The organism is Plantibacter sp. CFBP 8804, from assembly GCF_014841225.1.
In the GTDB taxonomy this organism is placed as follows: domain Bacteria; phylum Actinomycetota; class Actinomycetes; order Actinomycetales; family Microbacteriaceae; genus Plantibacter; species Plantibacter auratus.
The window spans coordinates 1056543-1070970 of the sequence record NZ_JACYTU010000001.1; the positions used below are offsets into that span (position 1 = coordinate 1056543).

Sequence of the window (14428 nt, forward strand, 5' to 3'; positions counted from 1 at the left end):
CCCGCACCTCTTCGGAGGTGCGGGGCGTTCGTCCGTCTGGACCTGCGTCAGGCCTCGAAGCGGTAGCCGAGCCCACGCACGGTGACGAGCATCACCGGTTCCGAGGGGTTCGCCTCGATCCGGGAACGGATGCGTTTGATGTGGACGTCGAGCGTCTTGGTGTCGCCGTAGTAGTCGCTCCCCCACACCCGGTCGATCAGCTGACCACGGGTCAGAACCCGTCCGGCGTTCCGCAGGAGCAGCTCGAGCAGCTCGTACTCCTTGAGCGGCATCGGGATCGGCGCCCCGTTGACTTCGACGACATGGCGCTCGGTGTCCATCCGGACCGTGCCGGCCTCGAGCAGCACCTCCTCCTGCGCCTGGTCCGCCTCGACACGGCGTCGCAGCACCGCCCTGATCCGCGCGAGGAGCTCGCGGGTCGAGTAGGGCTTCGTGACGTAGTCGTCGGCGCCCAGCTCGAGCCCGACGACGATGTCGACCTCGGAGTCCTTCGCGGTGAGCATGATGATCGGTGTGCTCGAGACCGCGCGGATCTGACGGCAGACCTCCGTCCCGGGGATGCCGGGGAGCATGAGGTCGAGCAACACGAGGTCCGCGCCGCGAGCCGTGAAGGCCTGAACCGCCGAGGGACCGTCCTCCGCCACCTCGACCTCGTACCCCTCCCGTTCGAGCAGATAGCTCAATGGTTCGCTGAGGGACGCTTCGTCTTCGACGAGCAGGATGCGGGTCACGGGGTACTCCTTGCCGTGCCGGTGGAGAGGTCCTCCGGCGGGGTCGTTGCTCTGGGGAGGCGGATGGTGAACGTCGAGCCACGGCCCAGCTGCGACCAGACCTTCACTTCGCCGCCGTGGTTCTGGACGGTGTGCTTGACGATGCTGAGGCCGAGTCCGGTGCCGCCCGTGTGGCGGGACCGCGCCTGGTCGACGCGGAAGAACCGTTCGAAGACCCGGTCGCGGTCCTCTTCGGCGATCCCGACGCCCTGATCGGTGACGGCGATCTCGACGACGTCGTCGACCGCCCGGACGCCGACACCCACGTGCGCGCCGGTGGGCGAGTAGTGGATGGCGTTCGAGATGAGGTTGTGCACGGCGACGACGAGCATCGCCTCGTCACCGTACACCTCGAGGTTCTTGCCGCCTTTGAGGGAGAGCCCCACCCCGGTCGCCTCGGCCGGCACGCGGTTCTGATCCACCGCCGCGGCGATGACCCGATCGAGGCGGACGAGTTCCGGCTGGTGGAGGGCGTCGGCCGCCTGCAACCGCGAGAGGTCGATGATCTCGGCGGTCATCCGGGTGAGTCGCTGTGACTCGGTCGCGAGCCGGCTGGCGAACCGCTTCACCCGTTCCGGGTCGTCGGCCGCCGTGTCGAGTGCTTCCGAGAGGAGCCCGATGGCGCCGATCGGCGTCTTCAACTCGTGGCTGATGTTCGCGATGAAGTCCCTGCGGACCTCGTCGAGGCGACGCGCCTCGGTGTGGTCCTCGGCCAGGAGGAGGATGAAGCGAGAGCCGAGCGGCGCTGCCCGCACGCGCAGATGCCGGGTGGCCTCACCGAAGCGCCCGAGCGCGAGTTCCAGATCGCTCGTGACGGCCTCGCCGGTGCGTCGGACCTCGAGCGCGAGGTCGATGAACTCCTGGTTGTCGAGCACGCGGTCGCGCACCAGCCCGAGCGCGAACGCCCCCGGGGAGGCCTTCAGCACGTTGTTGGACGGGTCGACGACGATGCCCGCGCTGTCGAGGGCTTCGAGCACCTGGTCGACCCCGTCGGGCACGACCGGGTTGACGACCGTCGCGGCGCGCTCTCCGCGGCGGAAGGCGAGCGAGGTGAGGGCGACGAAACCGCCCCCGACGATGAGGCCGAGTGCCAGGGCGATCAGCACCAACCACATGGTGTCCATGGGTACTACGTTACTCAGTCCGCCGAACGCCGAACTCGCGAATACCCCGCCACTTCGACGACTGTTCACGCTTGGGGCCCCAACTGTTAACCTTGGTTCGGCATCATCGGCGGAGCGGGCATCTGCCTGCCCACCGCCAGGTCACGGAAGGACGGCACCCAGAGCCATGCGCGAGGTATTCCAGCAGTCATTGCGAGAGGTCCAGGATCGCCTGGTCGAGATCGCCGAACTCGTCACGATCTCCATCGAGAAGGCGACGCAGTCCTTCGGCAACTCGGACGTCGCGGTCGCTGAAGAGGTCATCGCCAACGACAACCGCATCGACCAGCTCGCGATCGAACTCGACGAGCTCGCCATCGACATCCTCGCCCGTCAGCAGCCGGTCGCGCGCGACCTGCGCATCGTTGTGAGCGCGCTGCGGATCAGCGCGTCGCTCGAGCGCATGGGCGACATGGCCGAGCACATCGCCCAGCTGTCGCGGTACCGCTTCCCCGACAAGGCCGTGCCGAAGGGCCTGCGGACCACCTTCGCCGAGATGGGTCGACTCGACGTCTCGATCGCCCGCAAACTGACGGAACTGCTGCGCACCCAGGACCCGCGCATCGCCGACGAGATCCGCAATGACGACGACGACGTCGACGAGCTGCACGCCAGCGTCTTCGAGAAGGTCCTCGGCGACACCTGGAAGGGTGAGCCCGTCGCGACCGTCGACGCCACCCTCGCTTCCCGGTATCACGAGCGCTTCGCCGACCACGCCGTCTCCATCGCCAAGAAGGTCCAGTACCTCGCGACCGGCGACTGGATCCCCGAGGCGACCACGCCGGTGCACCACTGACCAGCTGATCCCGGACACCCCGACGAGCGGTGTCGACCCGAGACCGGGTCGGCACCGCTCGTCCGTTCGTGCGGGACTAGCTCATCCGACGACGGGTGATCGCGCCGCCTGCCAGGAGCAGGAGGCCGAGGACTGTTGCGAGGCCGGCGAGCGGCAGGAGCTGACCCGCGACGCTGCCGGTGTCGGCGAGCGTCGGCTCAGCTGAACGCGCGGCCGAGGCCGTCGTGTTCGAGCCGGTCGAGGACGCCGCCGTCGCGGTGGTGATCACCGTGGCGGGGACCGTCGGCACGACGGGGGTCACCGGGGTGGTGGGGTCCGTCGGGTCGGTCGGGTCCGTCGGGTCGACCGGGGTGGTGGGATCGGTCGTCCCGGGACCACCGGTCTCGCTGTCCCCGATCACGGAGATCGCGTTGCCGCCGATCGTGACCGGCAGCTCCAGGCCGAGGTCGATCTGGTTCCCACCGCCGAGGCTGTCGTCACCGCCGGTGGTCGACGTGCCGCCGCCGGACGATGCCGGAGCCGAGGCCGAGGTGCCCGTCGACTCGGAGTCGCCGATCACGCTGACGGCGTTGCCGACCACGGAGATCGGGAGCCCGACGTCGCCGAGGACCTGGTTGCCACCGGCGACACTGTCGTCACCGGTCGTCGTCGACGGCGCTGCCGGAACAGCCGCACCACCCGACGTGGCAGGTGCACTCGCCTGCTCACTGCTCGAATCACCGAACAGCGAGATGGCGTTCCCACCGACCGTGACCGGAACGGTCACCACCGGCGACACCTGGTTCCCACCGGCGACACTGTCGTCACCGGTCGTCGTCGCCGACGCCGCCGGAACAGCCGCACCACCCGACGTGGCAGACGCACCCGCCTGCTCACTGCTCGAATCACCGAACAGCGAGATGGCGTTCCCACCGACCGTGACCGGAACGGTCCCCACCGGCGACACCTGGTTCCCACCGGCGACACTGTCGTCACCGGACGTCGTCGCCTCGTCGGCGACCGGCGAGGCGGACTCCCCCGCCACCGGTCCGGACGTCGAACCCGACTGCTCGGCATCGCCGATGATCGAGATCGCGTTGTCCTCGACCGTCACCGGGATGGAGACGGGCAACTGGACCTGGTTCCCACCCGCGACACTGTCGTCACCACTGGTGGTGGCGGCCGGCGCGGGCTCGGGTACCGGTGCGGGCTCCGGCGCAGGTGCCGGCTCCGGTGCTGGTGCCGGCTCAGGCGCGGGTGCCGGCTCAGGTGCGGGTGCCGGCTCAGGCGCCGGTACCGCCTCCGGTGCGGACGTCGCCGTTGAATCGCCGACGACGCTCACCGCGGTGTCGACGATCTCGACGGGGGCCTCGAGGACCACGTCGACGAGGGTTCCGCCGAGGATGCTGTCGTCCCCGGACGTGTCGGCGTTGGCCGCCGTAGCGCCGAGGAACGTGAGTCCCGCGACGAACAGGCCACAGTAGAGGCCTTTCTTGACATACGAATTCATGATTCCTGCTCCTTGCAGAGTGACTGATGTGCTCCCGTGGTCGGGAGGCTTCGGACCGTTGAACCGCCCAGGGGGCGGGTCTCCGCCGCGAACGGCAGAGTGGTCCGGGGTCAGTCAGGAGAGGTATCGGAGGGGAACGTGGGTGAAGCCGGGAGGTCTTCGTCTCGCGCGGGTCCGCGACGGTCGTCACCGGGCGCAGGGAGGATGACGGAGATCGACTGTTCGGCCGCTGCGGGACCGCCGACGGCACCACCGGAGCCGGAGGACCCGGAGCCGCTCGGCGTGACGGCCCAGCGACCGTCGGCGTCCGGCAGCAGCGGAAGGTTCGCAGGGGTGGCGGGGAGGCTGGACGATCCGACGACGGCGGCGGGCACGGCCGTGGTGAACGACGTGTCCTCGCGATCCTGGCCGCCCGACACGATCGTCGAGTCACCCTGCTGGACGGACGGCGGTCCGAGGACCGTCGTCGGGAGGATCGCGCCGACGGCGGTCGGGTCAGTGGCCGACACGTCCTCTGCCGGGCCCTGCGGAAGCGCTGGGACGACCGGATCGATGATCGGCGTACTGGGGACCGGGACCGCGGCGACGACGTCGGCGACGCCGGTCAACGTCTGGTCGACCGTTTGCACGACCGGATCGACGATCGCGGCGACGGGTGCTGCGCCGACGGTCTCCTCGACCACGTCGTTCACCACCGGTACCGCAGCGACGGTCTCGTCGACGACGTCGACCACCGGTTCGAGCACGGTGGTGTCGACGACGTCGACGACCTCGGCGACAGCATTGACGGGCTGTTCGAGCGAGCCGACGACCTCGGTCACCGCGCCCAAGAGCGACGGATCGGTGGCACCGTCGTCGGCATGCGCGGAGGAAGGCGACCCGAAGAGGGCTATCGCCGTGAACGCCGCGGCGGCGAAGCCACCGAGCGCCAGGGCGCGCCACAGGGGGAAACGGGTGCCGTCGGTCGACTGCTCCATGCGTATCCCCCCAATCGGGTTACAGTGCAGTCACTGTACGCCCAACCCCGAGGCGGTTCAACCCCTTTTTTGCAACATGGAAAACCCCGGCCAGGAGCACTTTCGGCGACGATGTCGCCAAGCCGCACTCCCGACCGGGGTGGTGGTTTGGTGGGGTTTCCGCTACTTCTTCCCCTGCGCCGCAACGGCGGCGGCGCCTGCTGCTGCGGCCTCGGGATCGAGGTACCGAGCCGGTGCGATCGGGCGGAAGTCCGCGTCGAGCTCGTAGACGAGCGGGATGCCGGTGGGGATGTTCAGCTCGGCGATCTCGTCGTCCGAGATGTCGTCGAGGTGCTTCACGAGTGCGCGGAGCGAGTTGCCGTGCGCCGTCACGAGGACGGTCTTGCCGGCAGCCAGGTCGACCGTGATGTCGGACTCCCAGTAGGGCAGCATCCGGTCGATGACATCCTTCAGGCACTCGGTGCGGGGCAGTTCGCCGTCGATCCCGACATACCGGGGGTCATCGGCCTGCGACCACTCGTCGTCATCGGCGATCGGCGGCGGCGGCACGTCGAAGGAACGACGCCAGGTCTGGAACTGCTCCGGACCGTACTCGGCGAGCGTCTGCGCCTTGTCCTTGCCCTGCAGCGCGCCGTAGTGACGCTCGTTGAGGCGCCAGCTGCGCTTGACCGGGATCCACATGCGGTCGGCGGTCTCGAGGGCGAGGTTCGCCGTCTGGATCGCGCGGGAGAGCACCGAAGTGTACAGCACGTCCGGGGTGATGCCGGAGTCGGCGAGCAGCTCGCCCGCACGCTTGGCCTCGGTGACGCCGAGTTCGCTGAGTCGGACGTCGACCCAACCGGTGAACAGGTTCTTCTGATTCCAGTCGCTGTTGCCGTGGCGCAGCAGGACGAGGGTGTAAGTCTCAGGCATGTCCCCAGCATACCGACGGCGCATGACCGCGAGGTGGACGATGACCCCGCACCGTGAGGGAGAATAGGTCCATGCCCGTCGGATCGATCACCCGCGGGACGACGGGTACGAACCGGCTCCGGCGGGTGGACCGCTGGATCGCGACCCACCCCTCGCTCAGACGGACGACGAACCCGCTGGTGGTGGACCTCGGCTACGGCGCGAGCGGCGTCACAGCGTTGGAACTGCACGACCGGCTGCTCGCCGTCCGACCCGACGTACGGGTCATCGGATTCGAGATCGAGCCGGGGCGCGTCCGCACCGCTCACGCGCAGCTGCAGCAGGTGCGAGCGGGCACGACCCAGTTCACGCCGACGGCCGCCGTCTCCTTCGCGCGCGGCGGGTTCGAGGTGCCGACCGGTGACGACCGTCCCGCGGTGATCCGGGCGTTCAACGTGCTCCGGCAGTACGACGAAGCCGAGGTCACGGGGGCCTGGCGTCTCATGGCGTCGCGGCTGCAGCCCGGCGGTGTGCTCGTCGAAGGGACGTGCGACGAGATCGGACGGGTGTCCAGCTGGATCGCCGTCGACGACCAGGGGCGTGCGGAGTCGTTCTCGATCAGTCTGCGGCTCGCCGACCTCGAGCTGCCGTCCATCGTGGCCGAACGACTGCCGAAGGCGCTGATCCACCACAACGTGCCGGGCGAACGTGTCCACGCGCTCATGACGGACCTCGACCGCGCGTGGCGGGTGCATGCACCCCTGGCGGTCTACAGCCCGGTCCAGCGCTGGTCGGCGACCGTCCGGACACTTCGCGACAACGGGTGGCCTGTGCTGGCCGGTCGCAGCCGCTGGCGCCTCGGCGAGCTGACGCTGCCGTGGTCGGCTGTCGCCCCAAATCCCTCCTCGACGGACTGAGTGTCGGGGATCGCTCCCGTCAGAGCGAGGGCAGCGCCGCCTGCGCCTCCGGCGTCGGCAGACCCGTGGCCGTGAGCAGGTCGACGAGGTACGGCCGGAGCACGAGCACGAGCGCCTGCTCGGAGACCGAGGCGTCGGGGAGGACGGCCACCGGCTCGAGGTGCTTCGCGATCTCCAGCAGGGACTGCCTCGCGACCGGCTGCTGGGCGATGTCGCCGATCGACTGCGACAGGATGCCGAGTGCGACGGAGGTCCGCGCGAGCAGGTCCGCGAGCTCGGGGCGGCTCGTGGCATCGCGCGACACGTAGTCGATGCGCCGGGCGATCACCCGGAGGTTGCGGGTCGCGAGGTCCATGCCGTCGAGCATGGTCCGCTGCCGTTCGAGGTCGAACACCGCCTTGCGGAGGAACGGCGAGATGCGCGCGATGGCGAGCCCTGAGTCGAGGGTTCCGCGCCACGCGTCCAGGGCCGGCTGGGTGGCCCTCGCCCGTGCGAGCGCGCGGTCCGCCTCCTCGAGGTCGCCGAGACGGAGGGCGGCGACGAGCGAGGCGAGGGTCCGGACGTGTTCGTCGATGAGCCGCTGGCCGTCCCGGCGAGCGCTCCGGCGCGGGTCGCGCGGGATGAGCGCGGTCGCGAGCAGGGCGAAGACCCCGCCGATCAGTCCGTCGAACGTACGCACGAACGGGCCGCCGTCAGGCACCGGCAGGAGCATGACGAGGACGGACTGCACCGCCGCCGCGATCGCGAACGACGCCGCCGGCGACAGGAACCGGGCGACGAGCAATGTGAGCACGAGCGCGACCGCGAGTTGCCACGTCCCCTGACCGAAGCCGAGGAGCAGGATCTCGGCCAGCGCGATTCCGACGCTCATCCCGACGGCCGTCTCGAGGACCCGGATCGGGCGGGCGTCGCGAACGAACCCGAGACTCGAGATCGTCACGGTCAAGGCGAGGAGTGGCACGGCGTGCCCGAGCACGTAGTGGGAGAACGCGTACGCGCCGATCGCCGTGGCGCTGACCTGCAGCACCGCCGGCACGGATCCGACGAGACGATGCCAGGCGTCGCCGAGTGCGATGCGGCGACGAACCGCGGCGGTCCATCGGTCGACCCGTACGCCCGGGTCCGAGGCGTCGTCCTTCCCCACCGGGGTCAGCGCCGGACGGCGCCGAGTCGCGGCAGCCGCGGCACGTTCGCCGTGGCCCCGGCATCCGCCGGCACGACGATCTCCTGCGACGCCGCGACATCGATGCCGTCGGCCTCCACCGTCAGCACGGCCGCCGGATCCGCGGAGCGCTTGACGATCGCCAACGCCACCGGGCCCAACTCGTGGTGGATCGCGCTCGAGGTGATGCGTCCGACGGGTTTCCGGGTCGTGTCGTCGCCGTCGCCGACGAGCACCACGTTCGAACCGGCCGGCGGCAGGACCGCGTCGGAGCCGTCGAGGAGGAGCATGACGAGGCGACGCGGCGGGTGCCCGAGGTTGTGCACCTTGGCGACCGTCTCCTGACCGCGATAGCAGCCCTTGTTCAAGTGGACTGCCGAGCGCAGCCAGTCGAGCTCGTGCGGGATGCTCCGCTCGTCGACCTCGGACTGCAACCGCGGGCGCCAGGCGGCGATCCGCAGGGCCTCGGCGGCCAGCGAACCCGCGGCGGAGAACGTCCCCGCACGGACCTGCTGCACGAGCGACCCGAGCTGCTCGCGCGCGACGATCGTCTCGGTCCATGTCCACGCTGCACCCGGGTGCTCACCCGTCGCGTACTGATGCCCGCCGACCGCGACCTCGGACCACGGATCGTGCCAGACGAGCGGCATGCCGTTCGGCGCTGCAGCCTGAACCCCGAGACCCGCCGCCGCACCGATCACGGCGTATTGCCCGGTCGCGATGGCCACCTCGACGCGAAGCATGAAGCGCATCCGGTCGAGCCAGGCGTGGAGGGGCTCAGCATCGTCGGCCTCGGTGACGAGCCACGTGGTCGTGCCGTCGTCGAGCAGCTTGACCGCGTGCTCGATCCGGCCGCTCTGGTCGAGGAAGAGGGTCTCCGTCGAGGTGCCGGCGGACAGCGAGCGCAGCTCCTGGCTCGTGATGGAGTTGAGCCAGCTCAGCCGATCGGGGCCGGTGACCGTCACGATGCCACGGTTCGACAGGTCGACGATCGCCTTGCCGCTGGCGATGAGGCGCTGCTCGATGTTCGGGCTGCCGTAATGGGAGGGTACGCCATGGTCGACGGCGTCCGCCTGTTCGACGGCACCCGGCAGCGTGAGGAAGGGCGAGCCCGGAATCGCGTCCGGCATGACCGCTCCGTTGGGAATGGTCACGTCAGTCGGCTTTGGCCAGGCGCGCCGAGGCGTGCGTCCGGAGGTCCTGTCCCAGGGCGGCGATGTCCCAGGCCCAGAGCAGGTGGTTCTCGACGAGACCGTACAGGCGGGTCGCGGCGGCGTACTCCTTGGCTCCAGCGGTCCGGACGACGGCGTCGGTCGCGAGGTCGATCCGCGGGCCGTCGATCTGGCCGAGGTAGAGCTCGCTCACACCGTTCGGGTGGACGATCGAGACCTGCAGGGGGAAAGCGCCGGTCGACGTACGCAGGGTCTCGACCGATTGCGCGGTGCCGAACGGGCGGGGGCCTTGCCCTGGGAGCATGCCCGGGCCGGGGTCGCCCTCGATCAGCGGGCGTTCGAGGCGCCAGTAGCCCGTCTCGGTGACGAGCGGCTCGGGCACACCGGACTCGTCCGCCGAGGCTCCGTCAGGCGCGACGTCCGCAGCGGCGTCGTCCGACAGTGCGTCCTCGTCCGTAGACGAGGCCCCCTCGGCGTCGCGCGGGGGCTGCTCGGGCAGGAGCCAGGTGTAGGAGTTGTAGTTCAGGTAGGGCAGGCCGTCGTGGCTGAAGCTCACGCGCTGACCGAACTCGCGGGTCACGGTCTCGTCGCCGACCCGGTAGTCGATGACGCCGGTGCCCTCCCAGACGCCGATGAGCCACGACAGCGGGACCAGTTCGCTCGGCAGGCCGCTCGGGATCTCGATCATCGAGGGACCCGGACTAGCGCTGACCGCGGTACAGGTTCTTCAGCACGACCACCGCGGTGAACGCGATGGCGAGGCTGGCGAGGACGAGCAAGCCGATGAAGAAGATTTCGAGAGCGAGCAGCATGGGGAAAGTCTACCCCGAGGCCAGGGCGATGAGGCCATACACGGCACCGCCGATGGCGAGGATGAGGACGGCGCCGGTGACGCTCGTCGACATCCGATCGACGAATCCCACCTTCTGTCGCGCCAACAGCTGTGCCGAGAACGCGGCCAGCGTGCAGAGGCCGAGCGTGGCCGACAGCCCGAAGAAGGTCTCCCCTGGGCTCCAGAGCAGGCCGGACACGACGACGCCGACGAGCGCGAGCGCCCAGATGGAGACGACGCTGATCCAGCGCAGCCGGGGGGAGAGAGTGGTTTCGCTCACGGACCCATTGTCACAGAGCAGACGCCATCGGACCACCAGGCGGAGCCCGGTGCGACGTGGGGTGCGGTCGTTCGCCTAATATGGTTCCAAACTCAGTCGGGAGGATGCGCGTGGCGCAAATTTTGGTCTTGACCTCCATGGTCGGCACCGAGGTCCTCCCATCCCTCGGGCTCTTGAGCCACCGCACCCGGCAGATCCCCGCCGACCCCGCACAACTCGTGAACGCTCCGAGTTCGGACCTCGTCCTCGTCGACGCCCGCCAGGATCTCGCGAGTGCCAAGTCGCTCTGCAAGATCCTCGGTGCGTCCGGGCTGTCGGTCCCGCTCCTCCTCATCCTGACCGAGGGCGGCCTCACGGCCGTCAGCGCCGACTGGGGCGTGAACGACGTCATCCTCGAATCCGCCGGGCCGGCCGAGGTCGACGCGCGGATCCGGCTCGCGATCGGCCGCGCCTCGCAGGAGCACTCGGCGAGCAAGATCCAGGCGTCGGGTGTCGTCATCGACGAGGCCAGCTACTCCGCGAAGGTCCACGGCAAGCCGCTCGACCTCACCTTCAAGGAGTTCGAACTGCTCCGCTTCTTCGCGACCCACCCCTCCCGGGTGTTCACGCGCGAGCAGTTGCTGAGCGAGGTGTGGGGCTACGACTACTTCGGTGGCACGCGAACCGTCGACGTCCACGTCCGCCGGTTGCGCGCCAAGCTCGGCGACCTCGAGCAGCTCATCGGCACCGTGCGCAACGTCGGCTACCGCTTCAACGTCTACGAGGACGATCATGCCCCGGCTGACGCTGTCGGTTCGTAACGTCGACGACGCCCGCACCCGGGATGCGCTCGAGCGCGTCGTGCGCACGGCGTCGCTCGTCGACGGCCAGCCGCCGTTCAGCGACCAGTCGCTCATCGACGTCGCCTCCGGCGCCCGGACGCTGATCCTCGCCGTCGAACCACAGGACCCGCCGGTCGACCCCGACGACTTCGCCGTCGTGGGTGCGGCCATCCTCGGCCATGGCGAGCTCGAGTTCGTCGTCGAGCCCGAGTGGCGGGGTCACGGCTACGGTCGCGCCGCACTGCGCGGCGTCCTCGCCAACTGTCCCCCACAGGTGCGCATCTGGGCACACGGCGACCACCCCGCCTCCCGGGTGCTCGCACAGGAGTTCGGCTTCTCGCCGATCAGGACGCTGCTGCAGCTCCGCCTGACCAAGGCACCGGCGAGCCGCACGCGACCGGCCACCGCCGGGCACGCTGATGTCACGGTCGGCACGTTCCGGCCGGGAGTCGACGAGCAGGAGTGGCTCGAGGTCAACGCGCTCGCCTTCGCCGACCACCCCGAGCAGGGACGCATGACCCTCGACGATCTCCGCGCTCGAGAGGCCGAGTCCTGGTTCGACGCCGACGACTTCCTGCTCGCACGAGGCTCCGACGGCGACCTCCTCGGGTTCATCTGGTTGAAGGTCGAGGACACGGTCGGCGAGGTGTACGCGGTCGGCGTGCACCCTGCGGCCAGCGGCCGAGGGCTCGGGCGACTCCTGATGGAGGCCGGCCTGGCCCGCCTGCGGGATCGACGGGTGGAGGCGGTCACGCTCTACGTCGAAGCCGACAACCTCCCCGCGGTGTCGCTGTACCGCTCGCTCGGATTCACCGACCACACCATCGACGTGCAGTACGCGAGAACCGACGCCTGATCCCCTCCACAGCGGTGTGGCGCTGCGGCATTTACACAGTGTTCACCGCAGTCGTCGCGACCACCCCCACCACGGTGTCATGATGAAGGCATGCCAGCAGACCCAACCGTGCTCGATGTCGGCCTCGATGGAGACGAAGAGGACTTCGACCCCGCGTTCGAACGGAACGATCCCGCGCTGCCCGAACACCGCTACCTCGACCGCGAACTCAGCTGGCTCGCCTTCAACCAGCGTGTGCTCGAGCTCGCCGAAGACCCGGCGCTGCCCGTCCTCGAACGCGCCAACTTCCTCGCGATCTTCGCCTCGAACCTCGACGAGTTCTTCATGGTGCGGGTCGCCGGCCTGAAGCGCCGCATCCTCACGGGCCTGGCGGTCCCGACGAACGTCGGCAACGCGCCGGCCGACGTCCTGTCCGAGATCTCGCAGCAGGCGCACGTCCTGCAGGAACGGCACGCCCGCGCCTGGCACGACCTCGTCCGTCCCGACCTCGCCGAACGCGGCGTCACGGTCGTCACCTGGGACTCACTCGACGCAGCCGACCGCGAGTACCTCAGCGAGTACTTCAGCAACCAGGTCTTCCCGGTGCTCATGCCGCTCGCGGTGGACCCGGCCCACCCGTTCCCCTACATCTCCGGCCTGTCGTTGAACCTGGCGGTCCGAGTGCGGAACACCCGCACCGGGCGCGAGGAGTTCGCCCGGCTCAAGGTTCCGCAGATGATGCCGCGCTTCGTCCGCGTCGGTCCGGCGGAGCGCCGTTCCGCGTCGCTGGACACCGCTCCAAGCGTGCGCTACATCGCCCTCGAGGAGGTCATCGCCAACCACCTCGGCCACCTCTTCCCCGGCATGGAGATCGTCGACCACCACGTCTTCCGCGTCACGCGCAACGAGGACATGGTGATCGAGGAGGACGAGACCGAGAACCTCATCCAGGCCCTCGAGAAGGAGCTGCTGCGCCGCCGGTTCGGGCCGCCGATCCGGCTCGAGATCACCGACGACATGGACGATGTCACCCTCGGACTCCTCGTCCGCGAACTCGACATCACCGAGCAGGAGGTCTACCGTCTGCCCTCGCCGCTCGACCTCGGCGGACTCTTCAGCCTCGCCGGTATCGACCGCCCGGACCTCCAGTACCCGAAGCGCGTCCCGACCACGGCGCTGCAGTTCCAGCCGGACGAGCCCAACGGCAAGCCCGACCTCTTCCGGTCGATCGCCCGTGAGGACGTCCTGGTCCACCACCCGTACGAGTCCTTCGCCACGAGCGTGCAGGCGTTCATCGAGCAGGCCGCCGCCGACCCGCACGTGCTCGCGATCAAGCAGACCCTGTACCGGACCTCGGGCGACAGCCCCATCGTCGAAGCACTCATCGACGCGGCGGAGGCCGGCAAGCAGGTCCTCGCGCTGGTCGAGATCAAGGCCCGGTTCGACGAGCAGAACAACATCTCCTGGGCCAGGAAGCTCGAGAAGGCCGGCGTCCACGTCGTCTACGGGCTCGTCGGGCTGAAGACGCACTGCAAGCTCGCGCTCGTCGTGCGGCAGGAGCGCGGCGTCCTGCGCCACTACAGCCACATCGGCACGGGCAACTACAACCCGAAGACGAGCCGCATCTACGAGGACCTCGGTCTGTTCACGGCCGACGACCAGGTCGGCAAAGACCTCACCCGCCTCTTCAACGAGCTGTCCGGGTACGCGATCGAGAAGAAGTTCAAGCGACTCCTGGTCGCGCCGCGCCACCTGCGCAAGGGCCTCCTCAAGCACATCGAGCAGGAGCGCACGAACGCCGAAGAGGGCAAGCCCTCGGGGATCCGCATCAAGGTCAACTCGATGGTGGACGAGTCGATCATCGACGCGCTCTACCGGGCCAGCCAGGCGGGGGTCCCGGTCGACCTGTGGGTTCGCGGGATCTGCGCGCTGAAGCCCGGCCAGCCGGGGATGAGCGAGACGATCCGCGTGCGCTCCATCCTCGGGCGGTACCTCGAACACTCGCGCATCTTCTCGTTCCACAACGACGGGGACCCGCACGTGTTCATCGGCAGCGCCGACATGATGCACCGCAACCTCGACCGCCGCGTCGAGGCGCTCGTCAGGCTCACCGACCCGAAGCACCTCGAGGCGACCGCCGCGATGTTCGAGCAGGCACTCGACGAGCAGACGTCGTCGTGGTGGCTCGACGCCGACGGCGTCTGGACGCGCCACGCGGTCGACGCTGACGGACGACCGCTCACGGATCTGCAAGACTCCCTCATGCTCGAGACCGCGGCCCGCCGCCGGCCGAGGAACCGTCGCTGACGACTTCGCACCGCGA

At 69.4% G+C, this 14428-nt stretch carries 14 protein-coding genes; 5 read left to right on the top strand and 9 right to left on the bottom strand.

The features are described 5' to 3' along the window. Window positions 1–47: 47 nt before the first annotated feature. Window positions 48–731, bottom strand: coding sequence for a response regulator transcription factor (locus IFU11_RS04965; protein WP_064296370.1), 684 nt, complete (start codon window positions 729–731; stop codon window positions 48–50). Beyond that, complete coding sequence (locus tag IFU11_RS04970; RefSeq protein WP_137242097.1) at window positions 728–1894, bottom strand: sensor histidine kinase; 1167 nt, start codon at window positions 1892–1894, stop codon at window positions 728–730. Before IFU11_RS04970 ends, IFU11_RS04965 begins: the two co-directional genes overlap by 4 nt. Window positions 1895–2060: 166 nt before the next feature. On the opposite strand from IFU11_RS04970, the gene phoU reads away from it, so the two are divergent. Next, entirely contained in the window at window positions 2061–2729 is a 669-nt protein-coding gene (gene phoU / locus IFU11_RS04975) for a phosphate signaling complex protein PhoU (protein WP_064296372.1), read from the top strand. Window positions 2730–2805: 76 nt separating this feature from the next. Here phoU and IFU11_RS04980 read toward each other — a convergent pair whose 3' ends face one another. The 3 genes from IFU11_RS04980 to IFU11_RS04990 form a co-directional block, all read right to left on the bottom strand. Further along, window positions 2806–4218, bottom strand: coding sequence for a chaplin family protein (locus IFU11_RS04980; RefSeq protein ID WP_192018294.1), 1413 nt, complete (start codon window positions 4216–4218; stop codon window positions 2806–2808). Between the two features lie 110 nt (window positions 4219–4328). After that, window positions 4329–5195: a hypothetical protein gene (locus IFU11_RS04985; RefSeq protein WP_192018295.1), complete on the bottom strand. Its 867-nt coding sequence runs from the start codon at window positions 5193–5195 to the stop codon at window positions 4329–4331. 162 nt (window positions 5196–5357) lie between these two features. Next, window positions 5358–6107, bottom strand: coding sequence for a phosphoglyceromutase (locus tag IFU11_RS04990; protein WP_121289753.1), 750 nt, complete (start codon window positions 6105–6107; stop codon window positions 5358–5360). A 71-nt stretch (window positions 6108–6178) separates the two neighbouring features. Between IFU11_RS04990 and IFU11_RS04995 the strand changes: the two genes are divergently transcribed. Then, on the top strand, window positions 6179–7003 hold the full coding sequence (locus IFU11_RS04995) for a class I SAM-dependent methyltransferase (RefSeq protein ID WP_191940685.1): 825 nt from the start codon (window positions 6179–6181) through the stop codon (window positions 7001–7003). Between the two features lie 19 nt (window positions 7004–7022). Here IFU11_RS04995 and IFU11_RS05000 read toward each other — a convergent pair whose 3' ends face one another. From IFU11_RS05000 to IFU11_RS05015, 4 genes are all read right to left on the bottom strand, one after another. Next, on the bottom strand, window positions 7023–8147 hold the full coding sequence (locus IFU11_RS05000; RefSeq protein WP_191940684.1) for an FUSC family protein: 1125 nt from the start codon (window positions 8145–8147) through the stop codon (window positions 7023–7025). 5 nt (window positions 8148–8152) lie between these two features. Continuing rightward, window positions 8153–9295, bottom strand: a complete 1143-nt coding sequence (gene ygfZ, locus IFU11_RS05005) for a CAF17-like 4Fe-4S cluster assembly/insertion protein YgfZ (protein ID WP_192018383.1) — start codon at window positions 9293–9295, stop codon at window positions 8153–8155. A 25-nt stretch (window positions 9296–9320) separates the two neighbouring features. Continuing rightward, entirely contained in the window at window positions 9321–10025 is a 705-nt protein-coding gene (locus tag IFU11_RS05010) for an FABP family protein (RefSeq protein WP_192018296.1), read from the bottom strand. Between the two features lie 133 nt (window positions 10026–10158). Next, window positions 10159–10449: a hypothetical protein gene (locus IFU11_RS05015; RefSeq protein ID WP_192018297.1), complete on the bottom strand. Its 291-nt coding sequence runs from the start codon at window positions 10447–10449 to the stop codon at window positions 10159–10161. A gap of 110 nt (window positions 10450–10559) precedes the next feature. On the opposite strand from IFU11_RS05015, the gene IFU11_RS05020 reads away from it, so the two are divergent. The 3 genes from IFU11_RS05020 to IFU11_RS05030 all read left to right on the top strand — a co-directional run bounded on the left by IFU11_RS05020 (window position 10560) and on the right by IFU11_RS05030 (window position 14412). Continuing rightward, on the top strand, window positions 10560–11249 hold the full coding sequence (locus IFU11_RS05020; protein ID WP_175116223.1) for a response regulator transcription factor: 690 nt from the start codon (window positions 10560–10562) through the stop codon (window positions 11247–11249). Continuing rightward, window positions 11221–12126 carry a mycothiol synthase gene (gene mshD, locus IFU11_RS05025; RefSeq protein WP_192018298.1) on the top strand — a complete coding sequence of 302 codons (906 nt, stop codon included), beginning with the start codon at window positions 11221–11223 and terminating at the stop codon, window positions 12124–12126. Before IFU11_RS05020 ends, mshD begins: the two co-directional genes overlap by 29 nt. A 90-nt stretch (window positions 12127–12216) precedes the next feature. After that, entirely contained in the window at window positions 12217–14412 is a 2196-nt protein-coding gene (locus tag IFU11_RS05030; RefSeq protein WP_079705346.1) for an RNA degradosome polyphosphate kinase, read from the top strand. Window positions 14413–14428 lie beyond the last annotated feature (16 nt).

What these genes read in the sequence shown, in the direction of transcription:
- IFU11_RS04970 (WP_137242097.1), bottom strand. Translation starts at nt 1,894, where the DNA reads ATGGACACCATGTGGTTGGTGCTGATCGCCCTGGCACTCGGCCTCATC.
- phoU (WP_064296372.1), top strand. Translation starts at nt 2,061, where the DNA reads ATGCGCGAGGTATTCCAGCAGTCATTGCGAGAGGTCCAGGATCGCCTG.
- IFU11_RS04980 (WP_192018294.1), bottom strand. Translation starts at nt 4,218, where the DNA reads ATGAATTCGTATGTCAAGAAAGGCCTCTACTGTGGCCTGTTCGTCGCG.
- IFU11_RS04985 (WP_192018295.1), bottom strand. Translation starts at nt 5,195, where the DNA reads ATGGAGCAGTCGACCGACGGCACCCGTTTCCCCCTGTGGCGCGCCCTG.
- IFU11_RS04990 (WP_121289753.1), bottom strand. Translation starts at nt 6,107, where the DNA reads ATGCCTGAGACTTACACCCTCGTCCTGCTGCGCCACGGCAACAGCGAC.
- IFU11_RS04995 (WP_191940685.1), top strand. Translation starts at nt 6,179, where the DNA reads ATGCCCGTCGGATCGATCACCCGCGGGACGACGGGTACGAACCGGCTC.
- ygfZ (WP_192018383.1), bottom strand. Translation starts at nt 9,295, where the DNA reads ATGCCGGACGCGATTCCGGGCTCGCCCTTCCTCACGCTGCCGGGTGCC.
- IFU11_RS05010 (WP_192018296.1), bottom strand. Translation starts at nt 10,025, where the DNA reads ATGATCGAGATCCCGAGCGGCCTGCCGAGCGAACTGGTCCCGCTGTCG.
- mshD (WP_192018298.1), top strand. Translation starts at nt 11,221, where the DNA reads ATGCCCCGGCTGACGCTGTCGGTTCGTAACGTCGACGACGCCCGCACC.
- IFU11_RS05030 (WP_079705346.1), top strand. Translation starts at nt 12,217, where the DNA reads ATGCCAGCAGACCCAACCGTGCTCGATGTCGGCCTCGATGGAGACGAA.